Raw genomic sequence first — 26,867 nt, forward strand, 5'->3', positions numbered from 1 at the left:
GGGCCAGCGTGGCACCCGGCGGACGTCGGGGCACGACGGCGCGTGGCAGGGTGTGGGCATGACCGGTGCCCGCAACCTCCTCGCCGCCCTCGACGCGTTCGACGGCCACTGGCAGCCGCACCGCGTGGCGAGCGTCGACGACCACGACGTCAAGGTCGTCAAGGTGCTCGGCGAGTTCGTCTGGCACTCGCACCCCGAATCGGACGAGCTGTTCCTCGTGCTCGCGGGCGAGCTGACGGTCGACCTGCGCGAGGACGGGGTCGAGCGCGCCGTCGTCCTCGGGCCCCACGACGTGCTGGTCGTGCCGAGCGGCGTGGAGCACCGCCCGCGCGCCGCCGTCGAGACGGCCGTCGTGCTCGTCGAGCGGGAGGGGACCGTGAACACGGGTGACGCCGGCGGGGAGCTCACGTCGCCGGTCCGTGAGCTCCCCGACGTCTGATCCGCGTCGTCCGGTCCCTGAGGGCGCTCCGCGCCCCGTCAGACGCGGACGACGACCTTGCCGCGCACGTGGCCCGACGCGCTGAGCTCGTGCGCCGCGGCGGCGTCCGCCAGGTCGAAGACCTGGGCGACCTCGGGGCGCAGCACCCCGGCGTCGCCGAGCCGCGCGAGCTCGGTGAGGTCCGCGGTGTCGGGCCGGACCCACACGTACTGCCCGCCGAGCTCGTCACGCGCCCGGGCGTCGGTGATCGAGGCGACGGTGCCGCCGTCGCGCAGGACGTCCGGGACCGAGTCGAGCGCGTCGCCGCCCACGTAGTCCAGGACCACGTCGACGCCCTCCGGGGCCAGTGCCCGCACGCGCCCGGCGAGGCCGTCGCCGTACGTCACCGGCTCCGCGCCCAGCGAGCGCAGGTAGTCGTGGTTCTTCTCGGACGCCGTGCCGATCACGCGCGCGCCGAGCGAGCGCGCGACCTGCACGGCGAACGACCCGACGCCACCGGCCGCCGCGTGCACGAGGACGGTCTGCCCGGGCTGCAGGCCCGCACGGCGGATCGTCTGGTAGGCCGTCAGGCCGGCGAGCGGGACCGCCGCCGCCTCCTCGAACGACCACGCGGCGGGCTTGCGCGCGAGGGTGCGCACGGGTGCGGCGACGAGCTCGGCGAACGTGCCGCCCGAGACCTGCCCGCCGACGACGTCCTTGCGCACGTACCCGTACACCTCGTCACCGACCTGGAGCTCGGGGGTGTCGAGGCCGACCTGCTCGACGACGCCCGCGACGTCCCACCCCGGGACGACGGGGAACGACACGTCCATGACCGGGTCGAGGTAGCCCTGGCGCACCTTCCAGTCGACCGGGTTGACGCTCGCGGCGCGGACGCGCACGAGGACGGAGTCCGGGCCGACCTTGGGGGTGGGGAGCTCGGTGAGCTCGAGGACCTCGGGACCGCCGTAGCGGGAGTACGTGATGGCTCGCATACGGGCGGCAACGGCGGACCGGCGCGTTCGATTCCCCGGGCGGGTCAGCCCTCGAGCGCGCTCGGGTCCATGTAGAGGACCTCCCACTGGTGACCGTCCGGGTCCGCGAAGCTGCGCGAGTACATGAACCCGCCCTCCTCCTGCGGGTCCTTGACGGCCGTCGCGCCCGCGGCGAACGCGGCGTCGGCGATGCGGTCGACGGCCTCCCGGCTCTCCACGCCGAGCGCGTTGATGACCTCGGTCGTCGTGGTGGCGTCCGCGACCGACTTGTTCGTGAACTGCTTCGCGAACTCCTCGGTGAGGAGCATCACGTAGATCGTGTCGCTGATGACGATGGACGACGCGTTCTCGTCCGTGAACTGCTCGTTCACCGAGTACCCGAGCGCGGTGTAGAACGCCTTGGCCGCGTCGAGGTCGTGGACGGGCAGGTTGACGAAGATCTGGGTGCTCATGGATTCCTCCGGTCGTCGTGGCGCGTGGTGCGCCCGGGCGGTGCCCGTTCGGTCGTCTCGAGGGGGTAGACGGCACGTCGGCGAGGAACTCATCGCCGCCGGTCGCGCCAGATCACCGCAGGTCACCGCGGGTCACGGCAGGCGTCGGGGACGGTCGGGGGTGTCGCGCGAGGTCCGCTGCTCGCTACGCTCCCGGCAGGACCGGGACGCGCGTGCGCGCGCCGACGGAAGGACGCCGCATGCCGGACGACCTGCTCGGGCGCGACGACGAGCTGCACCGGGTCGCGACCCTCGTGCGCGACGCACGGAACGGCATCGCCGGCGCGCTGGTCGTCCGGGGCGAGGCCGGGATCGGCAAGTCCGCGCTCCTCGCCGCGTCGACCGCCGCGCTCGACGGCGTCGGCGTCGTGCGCGTCGACGGGTACGAGGCGGAGTCGGGGATCGCCTACGCCGGCCTCCACCGCCTGACCGGACCGTGGCACGCCCTCGTCGACGGTCTCGCCCCGCGGTACCGCGGCGCGCTGCGGTCGGTGCTCGGCGGGCGCGACGGGACCGCACCGGACCGCTTCCTCGTCGGGCTCGGCGTGCTCGAGCTCCTCTCGGCGGCCGCGCGCGAGCGACCGCTCGTGTGCGTCGTGGACGACGTGCACTGGATCGACCCCGAGACCGTCGCGGTGCTCGCGTTCGTCGCGCGCCGGCTCGGGGCGGAGCCGGTCGCGCTGCTCATGGCGGCCCGCGACGACGACCGCCTCGACGACGCCCTCGCCGGCGTCCCGGTGCTGGCCCTGCGAGGGCTCGACGCGCTGTCCGGTGCACGGCTCCTCGTCGCGAGCCTCGCCGACGGCGTCGACCCCCTCGTCGTCGCGCGCGTCGTCCGGGCAACGGGCGGGAACCCGCTCGCCCTCGTCGACCTCGCGCACGAGCTCACCGCCCACGAGCTCAGCGAGTCGGCCGTGGGCGAGGAGCCCGTCCCGGTCGGCCGGCACCTCGAGGCCCACTACGTCGCGCGGGTGCGGCGGACGTCGCCGGCCGTGCAGGAGTGGCTGCTCGTCGCCGCCGCCGAGGCGACGGGGACGGCGCGCCTGGTGTCGCAGGCGTGCGCGGGACTCGGCGTCGACCTCCGCGCCGCCGACGAGGCGGAGGAGCACGGACTCGTCGTCCTCGGCGCGACCGTGCGGTTCCGCCACCCCCTCGTGCGGGCCGCAGCCTACGGGGCCGCGTCCGGTCCGGACCGGCGTCGCGCCCATCGCGCGCTGTCCGACGCGGCCGACGCGTGCGACCTGCCGGAGCTCGCGGCGTGGCACGCGTCGAAGGCGACGGTGGGCGTGGACGCCGCCGTCGCCGACCGGCTCGAGGCCGTCGCGGACGCGGCCGGCGCCCGAGGAGGCTTCGTCTCGCGGGCGCGCGTGCTCACGCGCGCCGCCGAGCTGAGCCCGCCCGGCCGGACCCACGACCGCCGGGTCCTCGCGGCCGCGGAGGCGGCCGTCGCCGCCGGTGCGGCGCAGGTCGGCGCCACCCTGCTCGACGGGCTCGCGGACGAGCGCCTCCCGCCGGTCGACCAGGCCCGGGTGACCGCGGTCCGCGTGTCGCAGGGCCTCTTCACGGGCGACCCCGACGTGCTCGCCCACGCGACCGCCGACCTCCTCCGGGCGGCCGAGCAGCTCCGCGGCCACGAGCCGGACCGCGAACGGGAGGCGCTGGTCCGCGCGTTCGAGTACGCCCTCGTCGCCGAGCGCTCCCGCCGCGGCGTGACCCTGCCCGAGCTCGGCCGGCGTCTCGGCGACGGTGCGGGTACCGGGGACGACGCGGCGTCGCGCGTGCTGCGCGCGCTGAGCGCCCTGGTGCTGCACGACCCCGAGGACACCGTGCCCGCGCTCCGGCGCGGTCTGGACGCGCTGCGCGCGCTCGACGGGCCCGCCGTCCTGGCGTACGCCTCGGCGGGGGTGGCGCTCGCGACCGCCCTGTGGGACCTGGCGGCCCGCACCGCGTGGCTCGAGCAGGTGACCCAGGCGGCGCGCGACGCCGGGTCGCTGCAGATGGTCGACACGGGGCTGTGGATCTCGTCCCTCGCGGAGCTCAGCGGCGGCACCCCGCGGCGAGCCGGCCAGTACGTCGAGCAGGTGCGCGAGCTGCGACGGGCCATCGGATACGACGGCGAGCACGTGGTCAACGTGGCGTTTCTCGCCTGGACCGACGCCCCGCGAGCGCAGGTCGAGGCCGTGGCGGCAGCCGCCGGGCAGGCCGGGTACGGCGGCGTCGAGTCGAGCGGACGGGCGGCGCTCGCGGTGCGCGACCTCGCGCAGGGCCACTACCGCGACGCCTACGTCGCGCTGCGGCCGCTCGTGGACGACCCGTTCCTCCAGGTCACGCCCTTGCAGCTCCCGGACTTCGTCGAGGCCGCGGTCCGCAGCGGGCACGACGGCGAGGCGGCGCGCCACGTCGGCCGGGTCGAACGGGTCGCGGACGCGACCGGGTCGCCCTGGGCGAGAGGCGTCGCCCTGCGGTGCCGAGCCCTGGTGACGCCCGGGACGGCCTCGTCCGACCTCCTCGACGCCTCCGCGGAGGCGCTCGACGAGGCCGGTGCGGTGGTCGAGGCGGCACGGTCGAGGCTCCTGCTGGGGGAGCGCCTGCGCCGCGACCGACGTCGTGCCGAGGCGCGCGCACGGCTGGGCCCCGCTCTCGCGGCCTTCGAGGCCGCGGACGCCGCCGCGTTCGCCGAGCGGGCGCGGGCGGAGCTGGAGGCGACCGGCGAGGCACCGGGCCGAGCCCGGGCCGGCACACCCTCGCTCCTCACGCCGCGCGAGGAGACGATCGCCCGGCTCGCCGCGCAGGGGGAGACGAACGCCGAGATCGGGGCGACCCTCTTCATCAGCGCGAACACGGTCGACTACCACCTGCGCAAGGTGTTCCAGAAGCTCGGCGTCTCGTCCCGCCGGCAGCTGCGCGAGCGCTTCCCGCACGGACCGTCGGCCTGAGCCGTCGCGGGGCGACCTCGGCGGACTACGTGCCGCGCGTGGTCCGCGCGCGGCGTCGTGACGACAGGCTCGTGGTGATCGGCACCCACCCCGAGGAGGCAGCATGCCGTACGTCACCACCGAGGACGGAGCACGGATCTTCTACAAGGACTGGGGCGACGGCGGGTCGCCGGTCGTCCTCAGCCACGGGTGGCCGCTCGACGCGGACGCCTGGGACGCCGCCGCGCTGTTCCTCGCCCGGCACGGGCACCGCGTGGTCGCCCACGACCGACGCGGTCACGGGCGGTCGACGCAGACCTGGCACGGCAACGAGATGGACACCTACGCCGACGACCTCGCCACGCTCGTCGAGACGCTCGACCTGCGCGACGTGACGCTCGTCGGCCACTCCACGGGCGGCGGCGAGATCGTCCGCTACATCGGGCGGCACGGCACCGGGCGGGTCGCCCGGCTCGTGCTGGTCTCGGCCGTCCCGCCGTTCATGCTCCGCACCGACGACAACCCCGACGGGCTGCCCGTGGAGGTCTTCGACCAGATCCGCGCGGGCGAGCTCGCCGACCGGGCCCAGCTCTACCGCGACCTCGCCGACGGCCCGTTCTTCGGCCACAACCGCAACAACGACGTGGACCAGGGCTTCCGGGACGCCTTCTGGCTCCAGGGCATGACGACCGGCCACCGGGGCGCATACGAGTGCATCGCGGCGTTCTCCGCCACCGACTTCCGGGACGACCTCGCGGCGGTCGACGTGCCCACGCTCGTCATCCACGGCGACGACGACCAGATTGTGCCCTTCGAGGTCGGCGGGAAGCGGTCCGCCGAGCTCGTCGAGGGCGCCCGGCTCGTCGTCTACGAGGGCAGCCCGCACGCACTCCCGGACACCGACCGCGACCGGCTGCACGCCGACCTGCTCGACTTCATCGACTCCTGAGGAGAAGCACCATGACCGAGAGCACCACGTCCGGCGCACCCGAGGGCGCTCCGCCCGGACCGAGCACCGTCGTCCTCGTCCACGGGCTCTGGATGACGCCGCGCAGCTGGGAGGGCTGGGTCCAGCACTACGAGGCGAAGGGTCTGCGCGTCCTCACGCCGGGCTACCCGGGCTTCGAGATCGAGGTGGAGGGTCTGCGGGAGAACCCGCAGATCATCGCCGACCTCACCGTCCCCGCGACCGTCGACCACCTCGCCGGGGTGATCGAGGCGCTCGACGAGCCGCCGATCATCATGGGCCACTCGTTCGGCGGGACGCTCACGCAGCTGCTGCTCGCCCGCGGGCTCGGGGCGGCGGGCGTCGTCGTCGACTCGGCGCCGACCGAGGGCGTGCGCGTCAACCCGCCGTCGCAGGCGCGCTCGCTCTTCCCTGCCCTGCGCAATCCCGCGAACCGGCACCGCGCGGTCGGTTTCACGCCCGAGGAGTTCCACTACGCCTTCACGAACACGCTGACGGCCGAGGAGTCGCGCGCCGTGTGGGACCGCTACGCCATCCCGGCGCCCGGGTCGTGGGTCTGGGAGTACGGGCTCATCGCGAACTTCAAGCCCGGGCACCAGGACACCTGGGTGGACTACTCCGCGGACCGTGCGCCGCTGCTGTTCATCGGCGGCGAGAAGGACCACATCATGCCGCCCTCGGTGAACCGGTCGAACGCCAAGCACTGGGAGAAGAGCCCGGCCGTCACCCAGTACCACGAGTTCGCCGGTCGCGACCACTGGACGTGCGCCGCCCCGGGATGGGAGGCGGTCGCCGACCACGCGCTCGACTGGGCGCTCGAGCACGCCCGCACGACGGCGCCGCTCGCCTGACGCGTCGACCGCGCACGACGGCGTGGGCGGCGGTCCGAGAAGGACCGCCGCCCACGCGCCCGGGTCCGCACGGTCCCGGGCCGGGGACGCGTCAGACCAGCACGTCGCCGTCGCGCGCGACGACGCGGCCGCCGGCCACCACGAGCGCGCGCCGCGGCGCGCGCACGACGGCGTCGGGGACGTTCTCGGCGTCGACGAGGACGACGTCCGCGGGCGCGCCCACGACGAGGTCGTGCACGTCGCGCCCGACGAACCGGGCGGCGTCCACGGTGGCGATCCGTGCCGCGGTGACGAGCTCGTCGTCGTGGCGGAAGCGCGAGAGCCGCGCGAGCTGCGTCGTGAGGGCGAGCAGGTCGCCCGTGCCGTAGGGGGACCACAGGTCACGGATCCCGTCGGTCCCCAGCCCGACGGCGACGCCCGCCCCGCGCAGTGCGTGGAGCGGCAGGGGGGCGGCACCGATCGGGGCGACCGTGGTCATGGTCATGCCCGCCTCGCCCATCGCGGCGACGAGCTCGGCCTGGCGTGACGCGGGCACCTGCCCGACCGCGAAGCCGTGCGCGACGTTGACCTTCCCCTGCAGGCCCGCGCGCAGCGTGCGGTCGACCATCAGCTCGACCTGGAACGCGCCGAGCTCACCGCCGTCGTGCAGGTGCACGTCGATCCCGACGCCGCGACGCTCCGCGATCGCGAAGAGGCCGTCGAGCTGGCCGACCGGGTCGCGGTCGATCGACGCCGGGTCGAGCCCGCCGACGTGCTCGGCGCCCGCCGCGGCCGCGGCCTCCAGCAGGTCGAGGACGCCGGGCCGGCGCAGCACGCCGTCCTGGGGGAACGCGACGATCTCGGCGTGCACCGCGCCGCCGAGCTCCGCGAGCGCCTCGCGCACGACCTCGATGCCGCGCAGCCCGAGCCCGAGGTCGACGTCGACGTGGGTACGGATCGCCGTCGTGCCGTGGCGGACGAACTCCCGCAGGACGGCGAGCGTGACGTCCACGCCGGGGATGCCGAGCTCGTCGCGGTGGGCGCGCTCGTGCGCGATGCGGCCCTGCGTCGTCGCCTCGCCGCCGTAGCTCACCCACGGCTTGCCCCACCAGCTCTTGTCGACGTGCGCGTGCGCGTTGACGAGCCCGGGCAGCGCGAGCAGGCCACCTCCCTCCACCACGGTGGGCTCGCTGCCCGCCGGGGCGGGCTCCGCCGGGACGTGCGGCGTCACCGCGCTGATGCGGCCGTCGGTCACGTGGAGGTCGACGCGGTCCCCGCCCCACGGACGGACGTCGCGCAGGAGGGTGAGGGATCGCGCAGCGGGTGCCGTCGGGGCGGTGGGGTCGGGGACGGTCATCGGTCGGTTCCTTCCGGCAGCGGGACGACCACCTGAGGTCGCCCGGGGATCTGGATCTCGTACGTCTCGAGCGTCGCGAGGTCGACGACCGTCGCGCCGTCCCACGCCTCGGCCTGGGAGTACCCGCCCGCGAGGACGGCGTGGAGCGCGCCCGAGCCCGGGTCGGTCCACGTCGTCACGGTCTCGTGCCGGCGCGCGAGCGGCGCGACGTGCTCCTCGCCGGTCGCCGGGTCGAGCACCGCGACGTTCGGTCCGCCCGTCGCGTTCCCGAACGGGCCGTTGCCGACGACGACGACGCGTCCGTCGGGCGTGCGCGCGACGCCGTGCTGGTGGCTGTCCGCCGAGGAGGGCACGCTCGTCGTCGTGCCGGTCGCCGGGTCGAGGCGCACGAGCACCCTGCCCTGGTACGGCAGGAGCAGGGCGCCGTCGTCGTCGAGCACCGCGTAGTGCGGCTTCTCGAACGACGCGAGACCGTCCTCGGTGCCGAACGGCGCGACCTCGACGAGGCGTGCCTCGAAGGTCGTCGTGTCGACGACGTGCACGGAGAACTCGTCGTGGTCGACCGTGTAGACCTCGCTGCCGTCGGCCGAGACGAGCACGTCGAAGGGCCGCAGCCCGACGGGTGTGCTCGCGACGACCTCGCGCGTCGCGACGTCGATCGTCTCGAGCGTCGAGTCGCCGCCGCGGTGCACCGCGACGTGCACGCGCGCGCCGTCGGGCGAGACGGCGATGCCCATGCCGCCGCGGCGGTGCTCGCCGTACGCGACGCGGTCCGGGGTGTCGCGGTAGGGGATCAGGTCCGTGCGTACGAGCGCGTCGAGGTCGACGACGGCGACGCCCTGCGCGGTCGCGACGTAGGCCGTGCGGCCGTGCGTCGCGACACCCCACGGCGCCGCGCCGACGACGACCCGTGCCACGACGGCGCTGCCCTCGCGCACCGTCGGGTCGACGACCGCGAGCCCGTCGGACTCCGCCTCGGTGGCGAGCAGGAGGCGCGGCTGCGCCGGATCCGTCGTCGTCGCCGTCGGTTCGTCGGTCGCGGTCGTGGGCTCGTCGGTGGGCTCGTCGGGAGTGGTCGCGGGCGGGGACGCGGAGGCTGCTCCGGACGGGTCGGTCGCGCCGCCGGGCGTGCTTCCCGGCGAGCAGGCTGCGAGCACCGTGAGCGCCAGGACGGCGACGAGCGTACCGATCGACGTGGCGAGACCGGAGCGTCTGACGGGACGCCGGGCGGTGCTCGGTGCGGACGGGCAAAGCGAGGGCATTCGCAGATGGTATACCATTTACGACCGAGGAGCGCTGGTGCGGAGAGTGCCGCGGGATCGCCGTGACCCGTACGGGCAGTCCTCCGGGAGGATGGGGCCATGACCGCCGAGAGCACGGGGACGGCACGTCCCGACGATCCCCGCCCGCCGTCCGACGGTCCGTTCGAGCCGGAGGCGCGACGCGTCGCACGCGCACTGCGCGACCAGATCGTCGACGGGGCGCGCGATCCCGGGAGCCGCCTCGTCGAGCGCGACCTCGCCGCCGAGCTCGGTGTCAGCCGGGTGCCGGTGCGCGAGGCCCTGCGGGCGCTCGCCGCCGAGGGGCTCGTGACGCCCCGGCCGCGCACGTGGGCCGTCGTGCGGACGTTCACCGACGACGACGTCGAGCACCTCCTCGAGGTCCGGTCCGCGCTCGAGCAGCTCGCCGCGCGTCGCGCGGCGGAACGTCACGACCCCGCGGGGCTGGACGCCCTCGACGCCGCGCTCGTCCGCCAGGGCGAGGCCGCCGCTCGCGGCGACGGGACCGCTGCCCGCCGTGCCGCGGCCGACTTCCACGAGGCGCTGCTCGCGGCCGCCGGCAACCCCCTGCTCGACGAGATCGCGGCCGTCACGGCGAGCCGCGTGCGCTGGCTCCTGGGCCAGCACGAAGACCTCGCCGAGATGGTGGAGGAGCACCGTGCCCTGCTCGACGCCGTGCGAGCCCGCGACGCCGATGCCGCCGCGGAGCACGCCGTCGCCCACCTGCGGACGTCGCGCGAGGCCGCGGCTCGACGGCGCGACCACCGCTGAGTCACGCCCCCTCCGTGCGTGGTGGCAGGGAACCGCGCGGTGCGGTTCAACCCGTCGGCGACGTTCCGTAGCGGAGGTGCAGCCGCTCGTCCGTGGGAAGGGCTTGCGCAGCCTGCAGGTCCGGTGTCATGACGCGCATCCTGCCACCGCCCCTCGAGCCGGCCGGGTTCGGCTGCGTCAGGTGTCGCGGTCGGGGGCGGGCGGCGCGGGCTGTCGCGGTGCGAGGACGACGACGGCCGTCTCGGTCGGCCGCCGGGCCGCGAAGCCGTCGAGCTTCTCGTCGATCGTGCGCCACCGCGCCCAGAGCCGCTCGCGCTCCGCGCCTCGCGCCGCACGGGCGTGCACGGCGCGCGTCTCGGCGTCGAGCACGACGGTCGTGTCGGGGGACGCCTGGAGGTTGAGCCACCACGCGGGCTCGGGCGCCGCCCACCCGTTCATGGCCAGCGTGACGAGGTTCGGCCCGTCCTCGAGGTAGCCGACGATGACGGCGTGCTCCCGGCCCGAACGCCGACCGACGGTGCGCAGCAGGAGGGTGCCCCACCGGGTGGGCCCAGGACGCCACAGCCCACGACGGCCGCCGGTGACGCGGTACCAGGCCCGGTGCACCACCCACGCCGTCCGCACGAACCAGCGCGGGGGCAGGCGGGGCGCCTGCCCGGTGCCGGAGCGGTCGACGGTGGGGTCACCCATGAGCACGCCTCCTGAGCGGCGAGGACGTCGGACGAGCCCACGGTCCCGCGCCGGCCCGCGGGAGTCAACGGCTCGGCTCGTCACGCCGGAGGCAGCTCGACCACGACGTCGTCCGGCGACTTGTCGCGGCGCCAGCCCTTCCACACCGGGTGCCGCAGCTTGCCGAGGGGCGTGTCACCGTCGGCCACGTCCTCGGCTCCGCCCTCCGGCCGCCCCGTCCAGTCCCCGTACACGACCTCCGCCACCCGACGTGGCGAGACCCATCGCGCGTCCCGGGCGTCCTCGCGCGGCACGCCGACCGCGGCCGGCGTGGTCCGCTCGATCTTCCCGAGGTCCGTGACCAGGCCCTTCCGCTCGGCGTCCGTGAAGCCCGAGCCGACGCGACCCACGTAGACCAGCCGGCCGTCGTCGGGCACGGCGAGCAGGAGCGAGCCCATGAGGTGCGTGCGGTCGCCGTGACCCGGCCTCCAGCCCACCACCACGACCTCCTGCGAGCGGGCGTGCTTGAGCTTGAGCCACTGCTGCGAGCGCCGACCCACGACGTACGTGCTGTCCCGCCGCTTCGCGACGACGCCCTCGAGCCCGAGCTGCTTCGAGGTGCTCATCGCCGCGTCGAGGTCGCCGTCGAACGCGGGCGGCACGTGCACGGGGGCGCTCGCGTCCGCCAACAGCTCCTCGAGGATCTCCCGGCGCTCGTCGTAGGTCCGCTTCGCGTGCGACCGGCCGCCCGACTCGAGGACGTCGAACACCATGACGTCGACCTTCACCCTGCGCCGTGCGACGGCGACGTCCGCGGGCTTCGCGATGTTCGCGCGCTGCTGCAGCCGCCGGAAGCTCGGGCGCCCCTGGGCGTCCAGGGCGACGATCTCGCCGTCGAGCACGACGGGCAGCGCCTCTGCCGGCACCTGGTCCGCGAGCGCCTGCAGCTCCGGGTACGTGACCGTCATGTCCATGCCGGACCGGCTCACGAGCCGCACCGATCCCGCGGACACCTCGGCGAGCGTCCGGAAGCCGTCCCACTTCATCTCGAACGCCCATGCGTCGTCGCCGTCGGCGAAGTCGGACGGGATGCCCGACGTGGCGAGCATGGGCCGCCAGTCCGTGCGGGCCCACGACGGTTCGCCGGCAGACGACGAAGCGGTGGACGAGGAGGGTGCGCCGGGTCGTGGCGGGTCTGGCGGGAGCGGCGAGGGACGAGCCGCGGACGGTCGACCCGGCGCCGCATCCTCGTCCGCCGCGCCCCGACCCGGGTCCCGATCGGTGCGCGAGCCGTCCGCCGGCGCGCCCTTCGGGGCCATGAGGTGGATGAGCCAGTTGTTCTCCTCGTCCTTGCCGCCGCGGCCGCGCGTGTGGATGAGGGCGAGGCGGCGGGTGCCGTGCTGCTCGCCGTGGAGGGTGACGATGACCTCCTCGCCGTCGCGCCACTTCTCGAGCTCGTAGGTCCCCGCGTCCCAGATCGTGACCTCGCCCGCGCCGTACTCGCCCTTCGGGATGGTGCCCTCGAACGAGCCGTAGGCGAGGGGGTGGTCCTCGGTCTGGACGGCGAGGTGGTTCTTCTTCGGGTCGGTGGGCTCGCCGCGCGGCAGCGCCCAGCTGACGAGGACGCCGTCGTGCTCGAGGCGGAAGTCCCAGTGCAGGCGGCGCGCGTGGTGCTCCTGGATGACGAAGCTCATGCCGTCGCTCGACGGCGGGGCGTCGGCGGGGACGGGCTCGGGGGTCTTCGCCGCGTCGCGCATCGACCGGTACGTCGCGAGGCGGTCCGTCCCCGCGCGCTCGAACGTCGCCATCCGCTCGGGCGTGGGCTCGAGGGCCGAGAGGTGCCCTGCCGTGAGGGCGGCGAGCGGGTCGCCGATCGTCCGGACGCGCTCGACGACCTCGTCGGCCTCCAGGTGGCGCAGGTCGGGGTCGTCGAGCTCCTCCCACGTGCGGGGGGCGGCGACCGTGGGGCGCTCGCGGCCCCGCAGCGAGTACGGCGCGATGGTCGTCTTGTTGCCGTTGTTCTGGCTCCAGTCCACGAGCACCTTGCCGCCGCGCAGCGACTTCTTCATGTCGCTCACGACGAGGTCGGGGTGCTCGGCCTCGAGGTAGCGCGCGAGCTCGTGCGCGACGGCGGAGACGGCCGCCGCGTCCTGCTTGCCGTCGAGCGCGGCGTAGAGGTGGATGCCCTTCGACCCGCTCGTCACGGGGAGGGGTTCGAGGTCCATCCCCTGGAGGATGCGCCGGGCGAGCCGCGCCACCTCGGCGCACTCGGCCAGCCCGGCGCCCGGTCCGGGGTCGAGGTCGAGCACGAGGCGGTCGGGGTCGAGGTGGACGCCGGTGCGCCCGAACTGCCACTGCGGCACGTGGAGCTCGAGGGACCCTGTCTGGCCGAGCCACGTGAGCGTCGCGAGGTCGTTGACGAGCACGTAGTCGTTGACGCTGTGCTTGTGCTCGATGCGCCGCGTGCGCACCCACGACGGGACGCCCTGCCCGGCGTTCTTCTGGAAGAACACCTGGCCGTCGACGCCGTCCGGCCAGCGCTTGCGCGTCGCGGCCCGGTTCGCGCAGTGGGGGAGCATGACGTCGGCGACCGACGCGAGGTAGGCCAGGACGTCGGCCTTCGTGGTCCCGGTGGCGGGGTACAGAACCTTGTCGAGGTTCGTCACCTTGAGCTTGTGGCCGTCGACGGTGACGGTCTGGCCGGAGGAGCCGCCGGGGGCGGCGGACCGTGCGGAAGGCATGAGGTCATGGTGGCGCGCGAGCCGGGCCCCCGCGCGTCGGCCGGGGAAGCCTCCGCGCGTCGGCCGGGGAACCTGTGGCGCCCGCCGGTCGTGGGACAGTGGGAAGGGCGCGGCGCCGACGCGCCCGCGGGCACCGCCCGTACCGGCGAGAGGACGCACGTGACGCACGAGACGACGGTCGACCGGCCGCTGCCCGAGGACCTCGTCCCGCGCGTGCGGGACTTCCGGCGCCTCATGATGACCTACAAGTTCGGCATCGACGAGGTGATGACCAAGATCACCGTCCTGCGGGACGAGTTCCGGCACATCCACGACTACAACCCGATCGAGCACGTCGGGTCGCGGCTCAAGACGATCGACTCGATCCTCACCAAGGCGCGGCGCAAGGGCATCCCGCTCACGCCCGAGGGCGTGCGGGAGAGCATGTTCGACGTCGCGGGCGTGCGCGTGACCTGCAGCTTCGTCTCGGACATCTACCGGGTGCGGGACATGCTCGTCGGGCAGCGCGACCTCACGGTGCTGGAGGAGCGCGACTACATCGCCCACCCGAAGGGCAACGGGTACAAGAGCCTGCACCTCATCGTCCAGGTGCCCGTCTTCCTCTCGGACCGGGTCGAGGACGTCGTCGTCGAGATCCAGCTGCGGACGATCGCCATGGACTTCTGGGCGAGCCTCGAGCACAAGATCTACTACAAGTATCAGCGCGACGTCCCGGGCCACCTCACCGACGCGCTCCGGCTCGCGGCCGACGTCGCCGCCACGCTCGACACGACGATGGAACGGATCCACGACGAGGTGCGCGAGCTCGACGGGAGCCCCGATCCCGCGGAGACGACCGAGACCCTCGCGACGCCGCGCGAGACGCTCGAGGCGATCATGCGCACCGCCCAGGCCACGGACGAGGCGTTCCACGACCGACGTCGGGACGGCTGACCCGGCTCGCGCTCCGAGCCGGGTCGTCCGCGGAGCCGCTCACCCGCCGTGGCCCCCGTGGCCGTCGTCCAGCCCGGCGCCGGGCACCTGGCGAGGACCGCTGCCGGGCTCGCGTCCCGTCCCGTCCACGTCCTGCCCCGTGTCGTGCCCCGTGTCGTGCGCGGTGTCGTCCGAGGTGTCGTGCGAGGTGTCGTGCGACCCGGCGGGCGTCCTGATCTCGCCCGCCGACCCGCCGGGCTCGACGACGACGAGCTGCCCCATCATCCCCTCGTCCTCGTGCCGCAGCATGTGGCAGTGGTACATGTACGGGACGTCGGGGTCGGTGTAGTCGTCGAAGCGCAGCAGCAGACGGTAGTTCCGGCCGGGCTCGAGGTAGATCGTGTCCTTGGGACCGGCGAGCGCCGCGGGCGGCGGCTCCCCGTCGACGTCGAGCACGCGGAACTGCACGTCGTGGACGTGGAAGCTGTGCGGGACGGGGTGCGCGTTGCGCACGGTCCAGACCTCCGTGTCGCCCACGGTGACGGTCTCGTCGATGCGGCCGAGGTCCATGCGGCGCCCGTTGATCTCACGATCGGCGAGCTCGAAGGTCCGCTCGACCGTGGCGTCCTCGGCGTGCAGGGCGTCGGCCGCCGCGTGGGTCGACGGTGCCCATGCCGGCTCGGGCGACGGCGCCAGCTCGTCCGCGGCGCGCAGCTCGAGGACGTCGAACGCCTCCTTGCCGCCCATCGCGAACGACGCCGCGACGCCGCCCAGGTCGACCGCGAAGGAGTGCAGCCGCGTGGTCTCGCCGGGTGACATCCGCACGACCACCTCGGCGCGCTCGCCCGGCGCGAGGCGCACGCGGTCGATCCGGGCCGGCGCGTCGAGCAGCCCGCCGTCCGTCGCGACGAAGTCCATCTCCCGGTCCGCGAACCCGAGGTCGTAGGTGCGCGCCGTCGAGCCGTTGAGCAGGCGCAGGCGCACGCGGTCCGTCGTCACGTCGTGGTACGCGCCCACCGTGCCGTTCGTCATCACGACGTCGCCCAGGATCCCCGGCTCGCCGGCGCCGTCGAGCGTGAGCCGGCCCTCGTCGTCGAACGTCTTGTCCTGCACGACGACCGGGACGTCGTCGACGCCGTACTGCGACGGCAGCGAGGCCGCGGCCGACGCGTCGTCGTCGAGGAGGAACAACCCGGCGAGCCCGCGGTAGACGTGCTCCTCCGTCGAGCCGTGAGGGTGCGGGTGGTACCAGAGCGTCGCGGCGGGCTGGTCGACGATCCACGTCGGGCGCCACGTCGCGCCCGGCGCGATCTCCTGGTGCGGTCCGCCGTCCATCGCCGCGGGCAGGTGCATGCCGTGCCAGTGGACGCTCGTCGGCTCGTCGAGGTCGTTCGTCACCTCGACCGCGACGCGCTCGCCGCGCGCGGCCCGCAGCGTCGGGCCGAGGTAGGCGCCGTCGAAGCCCCAGGTGGGGGTCTCGACGCCGGGCAGGAACGACGTCGTGCCCTCCTGGGCGGTCAGCGAGAACACGCGCGTGCCGTCGACGACGCGCGACGGCGCGAGCGGCGGGATCGCGAGCGCCGTCGTGAACTCCTGCTCCTGGACGGGGTGGACCGACGGCGCGAGGGCGCACCCGGCGAGCGCGAGCGCGACAGCAGCCACCGCTGCGGCGAGCGCGAGCCGCGTGCGGGCGACGCGAGGGCTGCGGGGACCGCGCGGGCTGCGGGATCCGTGGTGGACTGCGGGGCTCATCGTGCCGCCCCGCCCCGCGCGCGCTGCACGAACGCTGCGACGACTCCGGCCGCGGCGCCCCACGACGTGCTCAGCACGAGCGCCGGGACGAGCGTCCACGACGGCCGCCCTCCGTCGAGCCCGACGAGCGCGGACACGACCGCCGCGACGACGCCGGACGTCAGGCCGGCGAGCGTGAGGGTGAGGACCGGGCGTGCGACCCGGCCGAGACCGACGACCCCGACCCACACGAGCGCGGTCACGCCGATGACGGCGAGGGCACGCCCGCCGCCGCCGTCGAGGCCGAGGAGCCCGGTGAGCGGCCACAGCAGGGCCATCGAGCCGAGACCGAGCACGGTCGGCCACGAGAGCGGACCGGTCGTGCGGGAGCCGTCCTGGGGACGTGCGGGACGGGACGCAGGGTGCGGAGAGGTCATGGCTCCGACGATGCCGAGCGCACCGGGTCCGTCACATCGGCCCCCGGTCGGCTGTTCGGGCCGCAGACCGTCGTGGCGCGGCGACGACGGGTGTCGCCCCGGGGCGACACCACCCCGAGACCGAGGGCTGATGCCTCGGGGTGCCGGGCTCCGTACGCTGGCGCCATGAGTGCGCGACAGCCCGCCGCGGCAGGAGGCCCGGCGGTCGACCCCGCCGCGGCCCGGCCGGGCGTCGACCCGCGGCTCACGGACGGCGTGCTGGCGGTCGCGATGACGCTCGCGATCGCCGTCGTCATCGCCGCGGACTTCGACGGGCCCGGGGACTCGGGTCCCCTCGCGTACGTCTTCGCGGTCGGGTTCGGCGCGCTGGTCGCGATCCGGCGCCGGGCCCCGCGCACGATGCTCGTGCTCACGGTGCTGGGCATCTTCGCCTACTACGCGCTCGGTCTGCCCGTGATCGGGATGGCCCTGCCCGCGGTCGCGGCGCTCTACTCCGCGGCGGAGCTGGGCCGGACGTGGTGGGCCGTCGGGTCAGGGGCCGTGCTCGTGGCCGTCGCCGCGTACTTCCGCGTCGCCGAGGGCCAGCCCGTCACGTACCTGTACGGATACGAGCTCGTGACGAACGTCGCGCTCGTCGCGGCGGCGATCGCGCTGGGGGTCGCCGTCCGGCTGACGCGGGCCGCGCGCGAGCAGGCGGAGCGCGTGCGCGTCCTCACCGCCGCGGAGCAGGCGCAGGCGGCCGACCGGCGGCTCGAGGCCGAGCGGGTGCGCATCGCACGGGACCTGCACGACGTCCTCGGTCACCACCTGTCGGTCGTGGCCCTCCACGCGAACGTGGCGGGCGAGGCCGTGGGCCGCGACGACGACGCGGCGCGGGCGGCGCTCGGCCAGGTGGGCGACGCGACGTCGGCGGCGCTGCGCGAGCTGCGCGCGACCGTCAAGGTCCTGCGGGGGCCGCTGCCCGACGTCGCCCCGCGCGGGGCGACGTCGCTCGCGGGCCTCGACGCGCTCGTCCGGCCCGCGCGCGCCTCCGGCCTCGACGTGGAGCTCGACGTCGACGTCGTGCCGGGTGAGGTCGACGGCGCGATCGACGCCGCGGCGTTCCGGATCGTCCAGGAGTCCCTCACGAACGTCCTGCGGCACGCCGGCGCCCGGCGGGCGACGGTCGCCGCGCACGTCGTCGACGGGCTCCTGCTGGTGCGGGTCGCCGACGACGGCCGCGGGGACCGCGCTCGAGGCGACGGCCCGGCCACCGCGGCGGGGCCGGTGGGGAGCGGGAGCGGCGCGGCCACCGGGCAGGGCATCGCGGGCATGGTCGAGCGCGCCGCGCTCCTCGGGGGCCGGCTCGACGCCCGGGACGCGCCGGACGGAGGGTTCGTGGTCACCGCCGAGCTCCCGGCGAGGCTCGCGCCGTGATCCGCGTCGTGATCGTCGACGACCAGGAGCTCGTCCGCGCCGGGCTGCGGGCGCTCGCGGTGCACGACGGCGACGTCGAGGTCGTCGCCGAGGCCGCGACCGGTCGCCAGGGCCTCGCCAGGGTCCGCGAGCACCGTCCGGACGTCGTGCTCATGGACGTCCGCATGCCCGAGATGGACGGCCTCGAGGCGACGCGGGCGATCGTCGCCGACCCGGCCCTCGACGCCGTGCGGGTGCTCGTCCTCACGACGTTCGACGAGGACGAGCACGTGGTCGAGGCGATCCGGGCGGGCGCCGTCGGGTACCTGCTCAAGGACGTCTCGCCCGGGGACCTGCGGTCGGCGATCCGCGTCGTCGCCGACGGGGGCTCGCTGCTGTCCCCGGGCGTCACGGCGTCGGTCATGCGCGCCGCGGTCGAGGCGGTCCCGCGCGCCCTCGACGCCGGGCGCCTGGAGACCCTCACGGCGCGCGAGCGCGAGGTCCTGGAACAGGTCGGTCGGGGCCTGACGAACGACGAGATCGCGCGCGCGCTGTTCCTCAGCCCCGCGACCGCGCGGACCTACGTGAGCCGCCTCCTCACGAAGCTCGACGCCCGCGACCGCGCCGCGCTCGTCGTGCTCGCCTACGAGACGGGACTCGTGCGCCCGGGGGACTGACGCCGTCCGCGACCCGGCTCCCGCCGTGCGCACGGGAGCGGCCCGGTCACGTCCAGCGGAAGAACCGGGCGGCGACGACGGAGCACACGGCGACCGCCCCGCCCAGGGCGACGAGGTGGGAGGCCTCTACCGGCTGCCCGGCCCACGCGTCCCCGAGCGCCTGGACGGACGCGCCGAAGGGGAGGAGCTCTCCCACGCGCGCCACCGGCTCCGGCAGGTCGGACACGTCGCCGAACATGCCGCCCGTCGCGCCGAAGGCGAAGAACACGACGAGACCGATGGCGAGCGCCGCGTTGGGCGTCGGGGAGACGGCGGCGACGAGCATCCCGACGGCGTACATCGCGGTCGCGCAGAGCGCCAGGACACCCAGTGCCGCCGCGGGGGAGGCGGGCAGCGTGGCGTCGAACGCCGCCGTCGCGACGACGAGCGCCAGCGCGACGCCGAGCGCGGTCTGGGCGGCGCTGACCACGACCTGGGCGACGAGCACCATCGCCGGCGAGGCCGGAGTCACGGACAGGCGCTTGAGGACCCCGGTGCGGCGATAGGAGGCGAGGAAGCTCGGCATGTTGATCACGCCGATGATCCCGACGACGATCGCGAGCACGACCGGCACGACGAAGACGTCGAACGCGGTGCGACCGCCCGAGCCCGGGATGACGATCGCGGTCGCGTCGCCGATCCCGTACATGACGAGGATGAGGACCGGCATGCCGAAGGGCATGACGAGCCCGGCCGTGTCGCGTACGACCATCTTGGCCTCGGCGACGACGAGCGCGGCCCACGCGCGCGGGCCCGGCCCGCTCGTGGTGCGCGAGGTAGCGGTGGTGGGGGCGACGGTGATCATCAGGCGGCCACCTCGGGCGTGGTGGGGGTGGCGCCGTCGCCCAGCGAGCGGCCGGTGAGCGCGAGGAACGCGTCGTCGAGCGTCGCGCGCTCGAGCCGCGTCTCCGTCGCGACGACGCCCGCGCGCACGAGCGCGGTGCTGACCTCCTGGAGCAGCTCGCCGTGCCCGGTCACGACCACCTGCTCACCGCGAACCTCGACCCCCTCGACGCCCGGCACGCGGTCCAGGAGCGCGGGCGGGAGCGGAGCCGCGACCCGGAAGCGCACGCGCTGGTCCAGCCCCGCGCCCGCGACCAGACCGGCCGGGGTGTCGTGGGCGACGACGCGGCCGCCGTCGAGCAGCGTCACCCGGTCGCACAGGCGCTCGACCTCCTCCATGAGGTGGGAGACCAGGAGGACCGTGACCCCGTCGTCACGCAACCGCTCGACGACGCCCCACACCTGGCGGCGTGCCTGCGGGTCCAGGCCCGTGGTCAGCTCGTCGAGGATCACGACGCGCGGGTCGCCGACGAGCGCGAGGACGATCGCGACCCGCTGCTGCTGGCCGCCCGAGAGCTTCTCGTAGCGCACGTCGCGCTGCTCGCCGAGGCCGAGGGTCTCGATCAGCCCGTCCGGGTCGCGCCCCGACCCGTAGAACGAGCGGTACAGGTGCGCGAGCTCGCGCACCGTGAGCGCCCCGTGCAGGTAGCCGGACTGGAGCTGGACGCCCAGCACCTGCCGCACCGCCGCGCGGTCGGTGAAGGGGTCGAGGCCGGCGACGCGCACCGAGCCGCCGTCGGGTCGGCGGACCCCGGCGACCATCTCGACGGTCGTGGTCTTTCCCGCCCCGTTCGGCCCGAGGATCCCGAGGATCTCGCCCTCGGCGGCGACGAGGCTCACGGCGTCGACCGCCACCGTCGTCCCGTGCCTGCGGCGGTAGCGTTTCGTCAGGTCTCGTGCGTCGACGGCGCTCATCGCTGCCCACGTCCTTCCCGTCGGTGGTCCGTCCGTTCTCCCGCGGCCGGTCCGCGAGCGGTTCCTCGACGCTACGGAGCGCCAGGGGCGTCGCGCGCGTGCCGGTCGTCACGGCCGTCGACCATGACTTCCGGCACGTGGCGGCACGCCGGTCGGTCCGTAGGGTGAGGGGATGCGACGCATCGACCCGGAGGTGTGGGCCGGCATCGCGATGCTCGTCGTGGTGCTCGGGATCGGCGCCCTCGTCCCGATCGCCGCACCGGGGGCGGTGCTGGTGCCCGTCGGCACCTGGCTCGCGGTGTTCGCGGTGTTCGTCGTCGTCACCGGGTGGCTCGTGCTCCGCGCGGGGTTCGGCACGGTGCGCGCCTACCTGCTGCTCGTCACGCAGGTCGTGCTCGTCGGCGCGCTCGTCCTCAGCGCACCGGGCGCCGGGTGGTTGCCCATCCTGCTCGTCGCCGTCGCGGCCGTGAGCGTCTACGTCGTCCCCGTGCGCGTGACGACCGTCGTGGTGGTCGTGAACGTGGTGGTCGTGACCGTCGCCGTCGGGATGCGCGGGTCGTTCACCGACGCCGTGCTCAGCGGGATCATCTACCTGCTCATCCAGGTCGCCAGCGTCGGGTCGACGTTCGCGCTCCAGCGCGAGAGGCAGATGCGCGAACAGCTCGCCGCCGCGCACGTCGAGCTGCGTGCGGCCGCCGTCCTCCGCGACGTGTCGACCCGGTCCGACGAGCGCCTGCGCATCGCGCGCGAGCTGCACGACGTGCTGGGCCACCAGCTCACGGTGCTCGCGCTCGAGCTCGAGACGGCGAGCCACCAGGAGGGGGAGCGGGCACACGAGCACGTGCTGCGCGCCAAGACGGTGGCGCGCGAGCTCCTGGGTGACGTGCGCGCCACCGTGGGCGAGCTGCGGCGTCGCGCACCGAGCCTGCAGGACGCGATCGAGTCGCTCGTCGAGCGCGTGCTCGCGCCGCGCGTGCGCGTGCTCGTGGCCGACGACGTCGTGGTCGACGAGGAGCAGACCGTCGTGCTCGTGCGTGCCGCGCAGGAGATCGTGACGAACACGATCCGTCACGCCGAGGCAACCGCGCTCACCATCGAGGTCGTCGCCGACGACGACGGCCGGGTCCGTCTCGTCGCCCAGGACGACGGCCGCGGTGCCCGGCGTGTCGAGCCGGGGAACGGCCTGCGGGGGATCACCGAGCGCGTCGAGGCCCTCGGCGGGACCGTGCGCGTCGACGGCGCGTCGGGCTTCCGCGTCGAGGTCACGCTCGCCGAGGCCCGCGAGGGCGTGCTTCCGCGCGAGGCCGTGCGGTGATCCGTGTCCTGCTCGTCGACGACCAGACGCTCGTGCGCCAGGGCATCCGCAGCCTCCTGGGCATCTCCCCGGACGTCGAGGTCGTCGCGGAGGCCGAGGACGGCATGTCGGCGGTCGCGGCGGTGCGCGAGCACGCGCCAGACGTGGTGCTGCTCGACCTGCGCATGCCGCGCCACGACGGGATCTGGGCGCTCGAGGCGATGCGCGAGAGCGGGATCGAGGTCCCCGTGCTCGTGCTCACGACGTTCGACGACGACGACCTCGTGCTGCGCGCCCTGCGCGCCGGCGCTCGCGGCTACCTCCTCAAGGACGTCACGCTCGAGCAGCTCACGGGAGCCGTCCGCACGCTCGCCGACGGCGGCACCCTCGTCCAGCCGTCGATCACCGACCAGCTCCTGCGCGCCGTGCGGTCGGGCGCCGCGGAACCGGAGGAGGACGACGGCGTGCCCGTCCAGGATCTCACCGAGCGCGAGCTCGAGGTGCTGCGGCTCGTGGCGGCCGGGTACTCCAACCGCGAGATCGCCCACGGCATGTTCCTCGCCGAGGGGACGGTGAAGAACCACGTGTCCACCGTGCTGCTCAAGCTCGGGACGCGGGACCGCACGCGCGCCGTGCTGCGCGCGCTCCACCTCGGGATCCTCGGGTGAGACACCTCAGTGGAGCGTCTCGACGCCGATCCGGACGACGTCGCCCACGTCCACCTGCTCCGCGCGGCGCACGGCGGCCTTGACGGGGAGCACGTAGGTCTTGCGGCCCGCGTCCGGGAAGACGGACGTGGACCAGCGCGAGCCGCCGATCGTCACCTCGACCTTGACGGAGCCGAACCCGGCGGGCGGCAGGGGCAGCTCGGCGATCTCGTCGCTCACGTCCTCCGGGAGCGCGGCGAAGACCCAGCTGTCCGTGCGCGCCTCCCAGCGCCACAGCTCGGCCTCGAACTCGAAGCGGGTCCCGCCGCCGGTACCTGTGCCAGCCATCTCTCGTCCCCCGGTCGTCGCCACCCCGCGATCCTGCCGCGGGCCACCCACACGCGGACCGGTCCGAGGGGTCGCGCCCGGGCGCGTCGCACGCCACCATGGACGGATGAGGGCCATCTGGAAGGGCGCCATCACGTTCGGTCTCGTCAACGTGCCCGTCAAGGTCTACTCCGCGACGGAGGACCACGACGTGCCGCTGCACCAGGTGCACGACAAGGACGGCGGACGCATCCGCTACCGGCGCGTGTGCGAGATCGACGGCGAGGTCGTGCCCTACGAGAACATCGCGAAGGCGTACACCGACGGCGAGCAGACCGTCGTGCTCACGGGGGAGGACCTCGAGGCCCTGCCGGCCGAGCGCAGCCGCGAGATCGAGGTCGTCGAGTTCGTCCCGAGCGACCAGATCGACCCGCTGCTGCTCGACCGCAGCTACTACCTCGAGCCCGACTCGAAGTCCAACAAGGCGTACGTGCTCATGCGGCGCACGCTCGAGGAGACCGACCGGACGGCGATCGTGAAGTTCGCGCTGCGCCAGCGCACGCGCCTCGCCGCGCTGCGCGTGCGCGACGACGTGCTCGTCATCCAGACGCTCCTGTGGGCCGACGAGGTGCGCGACGCCGCGTTCCCGTCGCTCGACGACGAGGCGAAGGTCACCGAGAAGGAGCTCGCGATGTCGTCGCAGCTCGTGGCGAGCTTCGAGGCGGACTTCGCCCCCGAGGAGTACGAGGACGACTACCAGGTCCAGCTCCGCCAGCTCATCGACGCGAAGCTCGAGCAGGGTGACGCGCTCGACGCCGCCGAGACGTTCGGGGAGCAGGCCGAGGAGGGCGAGGGCGCCGAGGTCATCGACCTCATGGAGGCGCTGCGGAAGTCCGTCGCGTCGTCGAAGAGCGGCAAGAGCTCGTCGGGTTCCTCCGGCTCGTCGTCCCGGTCGTCCGGCGGCTCGGGCACGACGGCGAAGAGCGGTTCCTCCGGGAAGGGGACGTCCCGCTCGTCGTCGTCGTCCACGTCCTCCTCGTCGAGGAAGAGCGCATCGTCCGGGTCGAAGACGACGGCGAAGTCGGGCACGAAGAGCGCCTCGGGCACCAAGAGCGCGTCCGGCGCCAAGACCTCGTCGGGATCCGCGGCGAAGAAGGCGTCGACCAGCACGCGCAAGAAGGCGTCCGCCTGAGCGACCCGTCGGACCGTCGGGCCGCTCGCCGTCCCGGCGATGAGTTCGGGCGCCGGGCGTGGTCCTACCTCGTGACGGCCCGGGCGGGTCGTGCCCGACACGAGGAGGCACCATGCGAGCGATCGTCCCGAGCCTGTGGTTCGACATGAACCTCGAGGAGGCCGTGGAGTTCTACACGAGCGTGTTCCCCGACGCGAAGGTCGGCGAGATGTACCGCCAGCCCGACGGGACGGTCGTCTCCGCCGACTTCGAGCTCGCCGGGCAGCGGTTCGCCGCCATCAACGGCGGTCCGCAGTTCGCGTTCACGGAGGCGGTGTCGTTCGTCGTCGAGTGCGACTCCCAGGACGAGGTCGACCGGTACTGGGACGTCCTCACCGCGAACGGCGGCCAGGAGTCGCAGTGCGGCTGGCTCAAGGACCGGTTCGGCCTGTCCTGGCAGATCGTCCCGACCGAGTTCCTGGAGATGCTGCAGGACCCCGACGGTACGAAGGTCCAGCGCGTCGTCGACGTCATGATGACGCAGACCAAGCTCGACCTGGAACCGCTGCGCGCCGCGTACGCGGGCTGACGTCGGCGGGGCGTGCGCCTCGTCCACCCACCACCCGGCCGAGGAGAATCGGGTCGGACGTCAGCGACGCATCGCGACGATCTCGGCGACGAGCGCGAGCAGGTCGTCCACGTCGTCGCCCCGGCGCGGCGCCCGGAAGGTGAGTCGCTCCGTGTCGTCGCCCTCCGACGTCGGGCCTCCCGGTGCTGACCCGTCGGGCGCCGGGACGCCCGGTGCCGGGGCGCCCCGTGACGCGTCGTCGTCGGGCGCACCCGGGTCCAGCACCGCGCCGTCGAAGGCCGCGTGCGCGTAGAGGCCGTCGCTGATGAGCACGACGGCGCGCGCGACGACGGGGTCGCCGACCTCGTCGAGAACGGCTCGCGTCCAGGCGTCGTGCGCGCCGTCGAGGGCGGCGCGGGCGCGCGGGTAGGCGCCCTGCGCGAGCCGTGAGACGGCGAGGTAGACGAGCTCGAACTCGCCGTCGACGACGGTCGACGTGCGCAGCAGGTAGTCGACCGGACCTTCGGGTGCGGCGCGCATCACGGCGACGTCGGCGTCGGTGAGCTCGCGCAGGTGGTCGACCAGACCGTCGACGAGCGCGTCCTTGGACCCGAAGTGGTAGAGCAGCCCGCCCTTGGAGACGCCCGCGCGCTCGGCCACGGCCTCGAGCGTCGCGGCGCGCTCGCCGTGCTCGACGAGGAGCGCGGCGAAGGCGCGCAGGACCTTGGCGCGGGCGGCGGGGGGCGGCGGCATGTCGTCGAGGGTAGTGCGAGCGCGCAGCCCCGGTGGTGCGGAGCGTCACAGCCGGCGCGGGATGACCCGAGCGAGCCGAGGACGTTACTGTACCGTCTGGACGGTCCGGAAGTTCGACGCCACCGCGTCGCCCCGGCCGTCCGCTGTCGTGGAAGGACCTCGTCGTGACGGCGACCCAGCTCAACCGCCCCGCGATCCGCCCGGACGCCCCTGCCGCCACCGCGCTCGGCGCGGCGCGCCGGTGGCTCGCGCTCGCGGTGCTCATGCTCCCCGTGCTGCTCGTGTCGATCGACAACACGGTGCTCAGCTTCGCGCTGCCCCAGATCTCGGAGGCGCTGCGTCCCACCGGGACACAGCTGCTGTGGATCATCGACATCTACCCGCTCGTGCTCGCCGGCCTGCTCGTGCCGATGGGCTCGTTCGCCGACCGCATCGGCCGACGACGACTCCTGCTCGCCGGTGCCGTCGGCTTCGCCGCGGTGTCCGTCGTCGCCGCGTACGCGCCGAGCGCGGAGGCGCTCGTCGCGACGCGTGCGGGCCTCGGCTTCTTCGGCGCGATGCTCATGCCGTCGACGCTGTCGCTCCTGCGGAACGTCTTCACCGACCGCGAGGAGCGGCGGCTCGCGATCGCGATCTGGGCGGCCGGGTTCGCGGCGGGGTCGGCGCTCGGGCCGATCGTGGGCGGATTCCTCCTCGAGCACTTCTGGTGGGGCTCGGTCTTCCTCCTCGCCGTCCCGGTGCTCGTCCTGCTCCTGGTCCTCGCACCGCTCTTCGTGCCCGAGTCGCGCGACCCCGCACCCGGACGCGTCGACGTGTGGTCGATCCTCCTGGTGATCGTGACGATGACCCCCGTCGTCTACGGGATCAAGACGCTCGCGAAGTCCGGGCCGAGCGGGCTCGCCCTGGCGAGCGTCGCCGTCGGGCTCGTGGCCGGTGCGCTGTTCGTGCGACGCCAGCTGCGCCGCCCCGACCCGATGCTCGACGTCCGGCTCTTCACGCGCGCCGCGTTCAGCGGTGCCGTGCTGGTCAACCTGCTCTCGGTGTTCTCGCTCGTCGGCTTCCTGTTCTTCGTGTCGCAGGACGTGCAGCTCGTGCTGGGCCTGTCGCCCATGCAGGCGGGGATCGCGCTCCTTCCGGGCCTCGTGCTCATGGTCGTCGCCGGGCTGGGTGTGGTGAAGGTCGTGCGGCGCGTGCGCCCGGCGCGCGTCGTCGCCGTCGCGCTGCTGTTCTCCGCGGCCGGCTACGCGATCGTCGCGGCCGGGGCGGGGGAGAGCACGCTCGCGCTCCTCGTCGTCGCGTTCGTCGTGCTGTCGTTCGGCGTGGGCGCGGCCGAGACCGTGTCCAACGACCTCATCGTGTCCTCGGTGCCGGCGGAGAAGGCGGGCGCGGCGTCCGCCATCTCCGAGACGGCGTACGAGGTCGGCGCCGTGCTCGGCACCGCGGTGCTCGGCAGCATCCTCACCGCGTCCTACCACGCGAACGTCGTCGTCCCGGCGGGCGTGCCCGCGGCGGACGCGGCGGCGGCCGCCGAGACGCTCGGCGGCGCGACCCAGGTCGCCGGGACGCTGCCCGCGGCGCAGGCGCAGGCGCTGCTCGACTCGGCGCACGCGGCGTTCGGCAGCGGCGTCGGCGTGACGTCGCTCATCGGCGTCGTGCTCATGCTCGTCGCGTCGGGCGTGGCGCTCGTCACGTTGCGCGCCGCACGGGCCTGATCGGGCGGGACG

Annotated in this window: 25 protein-coding genes; 13 read left to right on the forward strand and 12 right to left on the reverse strand. The window is 74.5% G+C overall.

Translation table 11 applies throughout. The features are described from left to right. Window positions 1–58: 58 nt before the first annotated feature. Window positions 59–439, forward strand: a complete 381-nt coding sequence (locus ACWPWV_RS13405; protein WP_454043463.1) for a cupin domain-containing protein — start codon at window positions 59–61, stop codon at window positions 437–439. Window positions 440–477: 38 nt separating this feature from the next. Here ACWPWV_RS13405 and ACWPWV_RS13410 read toward each other — a convergent pair whose 3' ends face one another. Beyond that, the gene (locus ACWPWV_RS13410; RefSeq protein WP_454043464.1) at window positions 478–1,413 is read right to left on the reverse strand and encodes an NADP-dependent oxidoreductase; all 936 of its coding nucleotides are present in this window, start codon (window positions 1,411–1,413) and stop codon (window positions 478–480) included. Window positions 1,414–1,457: 44 nt separating this feature from the next. After that, the gene (locus ACWPWV_RS13415) at window positions 1,458–1,865 is read right to left on the reverse strand and encodes a VOC family protein (RefSeq protein ID WP_454043465.1); all 408 of its coding nucleotides are present in this window, start codon (window positions 1,863–1,865) and stop codon (window positions 1,458–1,460) included. A 239-nt stretch (window positions 1,866–2,104) separates the two neighbouring features. Between ACWPWV_RS13415 and ACWPWV_RS13420 the strand changes: the two genes are divergently transcribed. The 3 genes from ACWPWV_RS13420 to ACWPWV_RS13430 all read left to right on the forward strand — a co-directional run bounded on the left by ACWPWV_RS13420 (window position 2,105) and on the right by ACWPWV_RS13430 (window position 6,637). Further along, the gene (locus ACWPWV_RS13420) at window positions 2,105–4,840 is read left to right on the forward strand and encodes an AAA family ATPase (protein ID WP_454043466.1); all 2,736 of its coding nucleotides are present in this window, start codon (window positions 2,105–2,107) and stop codon (window positions 4,838–4,840) included. A 103-nt stretch (window positions 4,841–4,943) separates the two neighbouring features. Beyond that, a complete protein-coding gene (locus ACWPWV_RS13425) occupies window positions 4,944–5,768 on the forward strand; it encodes an alpha/beta fold hydrolase (RefSeq protein ID WP_454043467.1) in 825 nt (274 codons plus the stop codon). Between the two features lie 11 nt (window positions 5,769–5,779). Next, complete coding sequence (locus ACWPWV_RS13430; protein ID WP_454043468.1) at window positions 5,780–6,637, forward strand: alpha/beta hydrolase; 858 nt, start codon at window positions 5,780–5,782, stop codon at window positions 6,635–6,637. A 91-nt stretch (window positions 6,638–6,728) separates the two neighbouring features. Here ACWPWV_RS13430 and ACWPWV_RS13435 read toward each other — a convergent pair whose 3' ends face one another. Both ACWPWV_RS13435 and ACWPWV_RS13440 read right to left on the reverse strand, forming a co-directional pair. After that, window positions 6,729–7,973: an amidohydrolase gene (locus ACWPWV_RS13435; protein WP_454043469.1), complete on the reverse strand. Its 1,245-nt coding sequence runs from the start codon at window positions 7,971–7,973 to the stop codon at window positions 6,729–6,731. Beyond that, complete coding sequence (locus ACWPWV_RS13440; protein ID WP_454043470.1) at window positions 7,970–9,235, reverse strand: hypothetical protein; 1,266 nt, start codon at window positions 9,233–9,235, stop codon at window positions 7,970–7,972. Before ACWPWV_RS13440 ends, ACWPWV_RS13435 begins: the two co-directional genes overlap by 4 nt. 99 nt (window positions 9,236–9,334) lie before the next feature. On the opposite strand from ACWPWV_RS13440, the gene ACWPWV_RS13445 reads away from it, so the two are divergent. Continuing rightward, entirely contained in the window at window positions 9,335–10,024 is a 690-nt protein-coding gene (locus ACWPWV_RS13445; RefSeq protein ID WP_454043471.1) for a GntR family transcriptional regulator, read from the forward strand. A 177-nt stretch (window positions 10,025–10,201) separates the two neighbouring features. On the opposite strand, the gene ACWPWV_RS13450 is transcribed toward ACWPWV_RS13445, so the two are convergent. Both ACWPWV_RS13450 and ACWPWV_RS13455 read right to left on the reverse strand, forming a co-directional pair. Then, the gene (locus tag ACWPWV_RS13450; RefSeq protein ID WP_454043472.1) at window positions 10,202–10,714 is read right to left on the reverse strand and encodes a nitroreductase/quinone reductase family protein; all 513 of its coding nucleotides are present in this window, start codon (window positions 10,712–10,714) and stop codon (window positions 10,202–10,204) included. A gap of 80 nt (window positions 10,715–10,794) precedes the next feature. Beyond that, window positions 10,795–13,434 (reverse strand): ATP-dependent DNA ligase, encoded by a 2,640-nt coding sequence (locus tag ACWPWV_RS13455; RefSeq protein WP_454043473.1) that lies wholly within the window; start codon window positions 13,432–13,434, stop codon window positions 10,795–10,797. 234 nt (window positions 13,435–13,668) lie between these two features. On the opposite strand from ACWPWV_RS13455, the gene ACWPWV_RS13460 reads away from it, so the two are divergent. Then, window positions 13,669–14,367: a GTP pyrophosphokinase gene (locus ACWPWV_RS13460; RefSeq protein ID WP_454044542.1), complete on the forward strand. Its 699-nt coding sequence runs from the start codon at window positions 13,669–13,671 to the stop codon at window positions 14,365–14,367. A 39-nt stretch (window positions 14,368–14,406) separates the two neighbouring features. Here the strand turns inward: ACWPWV_RS13460 and ACWPWV_RS13465 are convergent, their stop codons facing one another. Further along, window positions 14,407–16,098, reverse strand: coding sequence for a multicopper oxidase family protein (locus ACWPWV_RS13465; RefSeq protein WP_454043474.1), 1,692 nt, complete (start codon window positions 16,096–16,098; stop codon window positions 14,407–14,409). Continuing rightward, window positions 16,095–16,514, reverse strand: coding sequence for a hypothetical protein (locus tag ACWPWV_RS13470; RefSeq protein WP_454043475.1), 420 nt, complete (start codon window positions 16,512–16,514; stop codon window positions 16,095–16,097). The genes ACWPWV_RS13465 and ACWPWV_RS13470 overlap by 4 nt, the downstream gene beginning before the upstream one ends. Before the next feature lie 165 nt (window positions 16,515–16,679). On the opposite strand from ACWPWV_RS13470, the gene ACWPWV_RS13475 reads away from it, so the two are divergent. Both ACWPWV_RS13475 and ACWPWV_RS13480 read left to right on the forward strand, forming a co-directional pair. After that, window positions 16,680–17,930 carry a sensor histidine kinase gene (locus ACWPWV_RS13475; RefSeq protein ID WP_454043476.1) on the forward strand — a complete coding sequence of 417 codons (1,251 nt, stop codon included), beginning with the start codon at window positions 16,680–16,682 and terminating at the stop codon, window positions 17,928–17,930. Further along, window positions 17,927–18,586 carry a response regulator gene (locus tag ACWPWV_RS13480; RefSeq protein ID WP_454043477.1) on the forward strand — a complete coding sequence of 220 codons (660 nt, stop codon included), beginning with the start codon at window positions 17,927–17,929 and terminating at the stop codon, window positions 18,584–18,586. Before ACWPWV_RS13475 ends, ACWPWV_RS13480 begins: the two co-directional genes overlap by 4 nt. Window positions 18,587–18,632: 46 nt before the next feature. On the opposite strand, the gene ACWPWV_RS13485 is transcribed toward ACWPWV_RS13480, so the two are convergent. Both ACWPWV_RS13485 and ACWPWV_RS13490 read right to left on the reverse strand, forming a co-directional pair. After that, entirely contained in the window at window positions 18,633–19,430 is a 798-nt protein-coding gene (locus ACWPWV_RS13485; RefSeq protein WP_454043478.1) for an ABC transporter permease, read from the reverse strand. After that, on the reverse strand, window positions 19,430–20,383 hold the full coding sequence (locus tag ACWPWV_RS13490) for an ABC transporter ATP-binding protein (protein ID WP_454043479.1): 954 nt from the start codon (window positions 20,381–20,383) through the stop codon (window positions 19,430–19,432). Before ACWPWV_RS13490 ends, ACWPWV_RS13485 begins: the two co-directional genes overlap by 1 nt. A 172-nt stretch (window positions 20,384–20,555) precedes the next feature. On the opposite strand from ACWPWV_RS13490, the gene ACWPWV_RS13495 reads away from it, so the two are divergent. Further along, window positions 20,556–21,698, forward strand: coding sequence for a sensor histidine kinase (locus tag ACWPWV_RS13495; protein WP_454043480.1), 1,143 nt, complete (start codon window positions 20,556–20,558; stop codon window positions 21,696–21,698). After that, window positions 21,695–22,345, forward strand: a complete 651-nt coding sequence (locus ACWPWV_RS13500) for a response regulator (protein WP_454043481.1) — start codon at window positions 21,695–21,697, stop codon at window positions 22,343–22,345. The genes ACWPWV_RS13495 and ACWPWV_RS13500 overlap by 4 nt, the downstream gene beginning before the upstream one ends. A gap of 6 nt (window positions 22,346–22,351) precedes the next feature. Here the strand turns inward: ACWPWV_RS13500 and ACWPWV_RS13505 are convergent, their stop codons facing one another. Continuing rightward, a complete protein-coding gene (locus ACWPWV_RS13505; RefSeq protein WP_454043482.1) occupies window positions 22,352–22,672 on the reverse strand; it encodes a DUF1905 domain-containing protein in 321 nt (106 codons plus the stop codon). Window positions 22,673–22,778: 106 nt separating this feature from the next. Here ACWPWV_RS13505 and ku point away from each other — a divergent pair, with 106 nt between their 5' ends. Further along, window positions 22,779–23,843, forward strand: a complete 1,065-nt coding sequence (ku, locus tag ACWPWV_RS13510) for a non-homologous end joining protein Ku (RefSeq protein ID WP_454043483.1) — start codon at window positions 22,779–22,781, stop codon at window positions 23,841–23,843. 112 nt (window positions 23,844–23,955) lie between these two features. Then, the gene (locus ACWPWV_RS13515) at window positions 23,956–24,411 is read left to right on the forward strand and encodes a VOC family protein (protein ID WP_454043484.1); all 456 of its coding nucleotides are present in this window, start codon (window positions 23,956–23,958) and stop codon (window positions 24,409–24,411) included. Between the two features lie 60 nt (window positions 24,412–24,471). On the opposite strand, the gene ACWPWV_RS13520 is transcribed toward ACWPWV_RS13515, so the two are convergent. Next, window positions 24,472–25,143 carry a TetR/AcrR family transcriptional regulator gene (locus tag ACWPWV_RS13520; protein ID WP_454043485.1) on the reverse strand — a complete coding sequence of 224 codons (672 nt, stop codon included), beginning with the start codon at window positions 25,141–25,143 and terminating at the stop codon, window positions 24,472–24,474. A 164-nt stretch (window positions 25,144–25,307) separates the two neighbouring features. On the opposite strand from ACWPWV_RS13520, the gene ACWPWV_RS13525 reads away from it, so the two are divergent. Continuing rightward, entirely contained in the window at window positions 25,308–26,855 is a 1,548-nt protein-coding gene (locus ACWPWV_RS13525; protein ID WP_454043486.1) for an MFS transporter, read from the forward strand. Window positions 26,856–26,867 lie beyond the last annotated feature (12 nt).

The organism is Cellulosimicrobium sp. Marseille-Q8652, assembly GCF_965112045.1.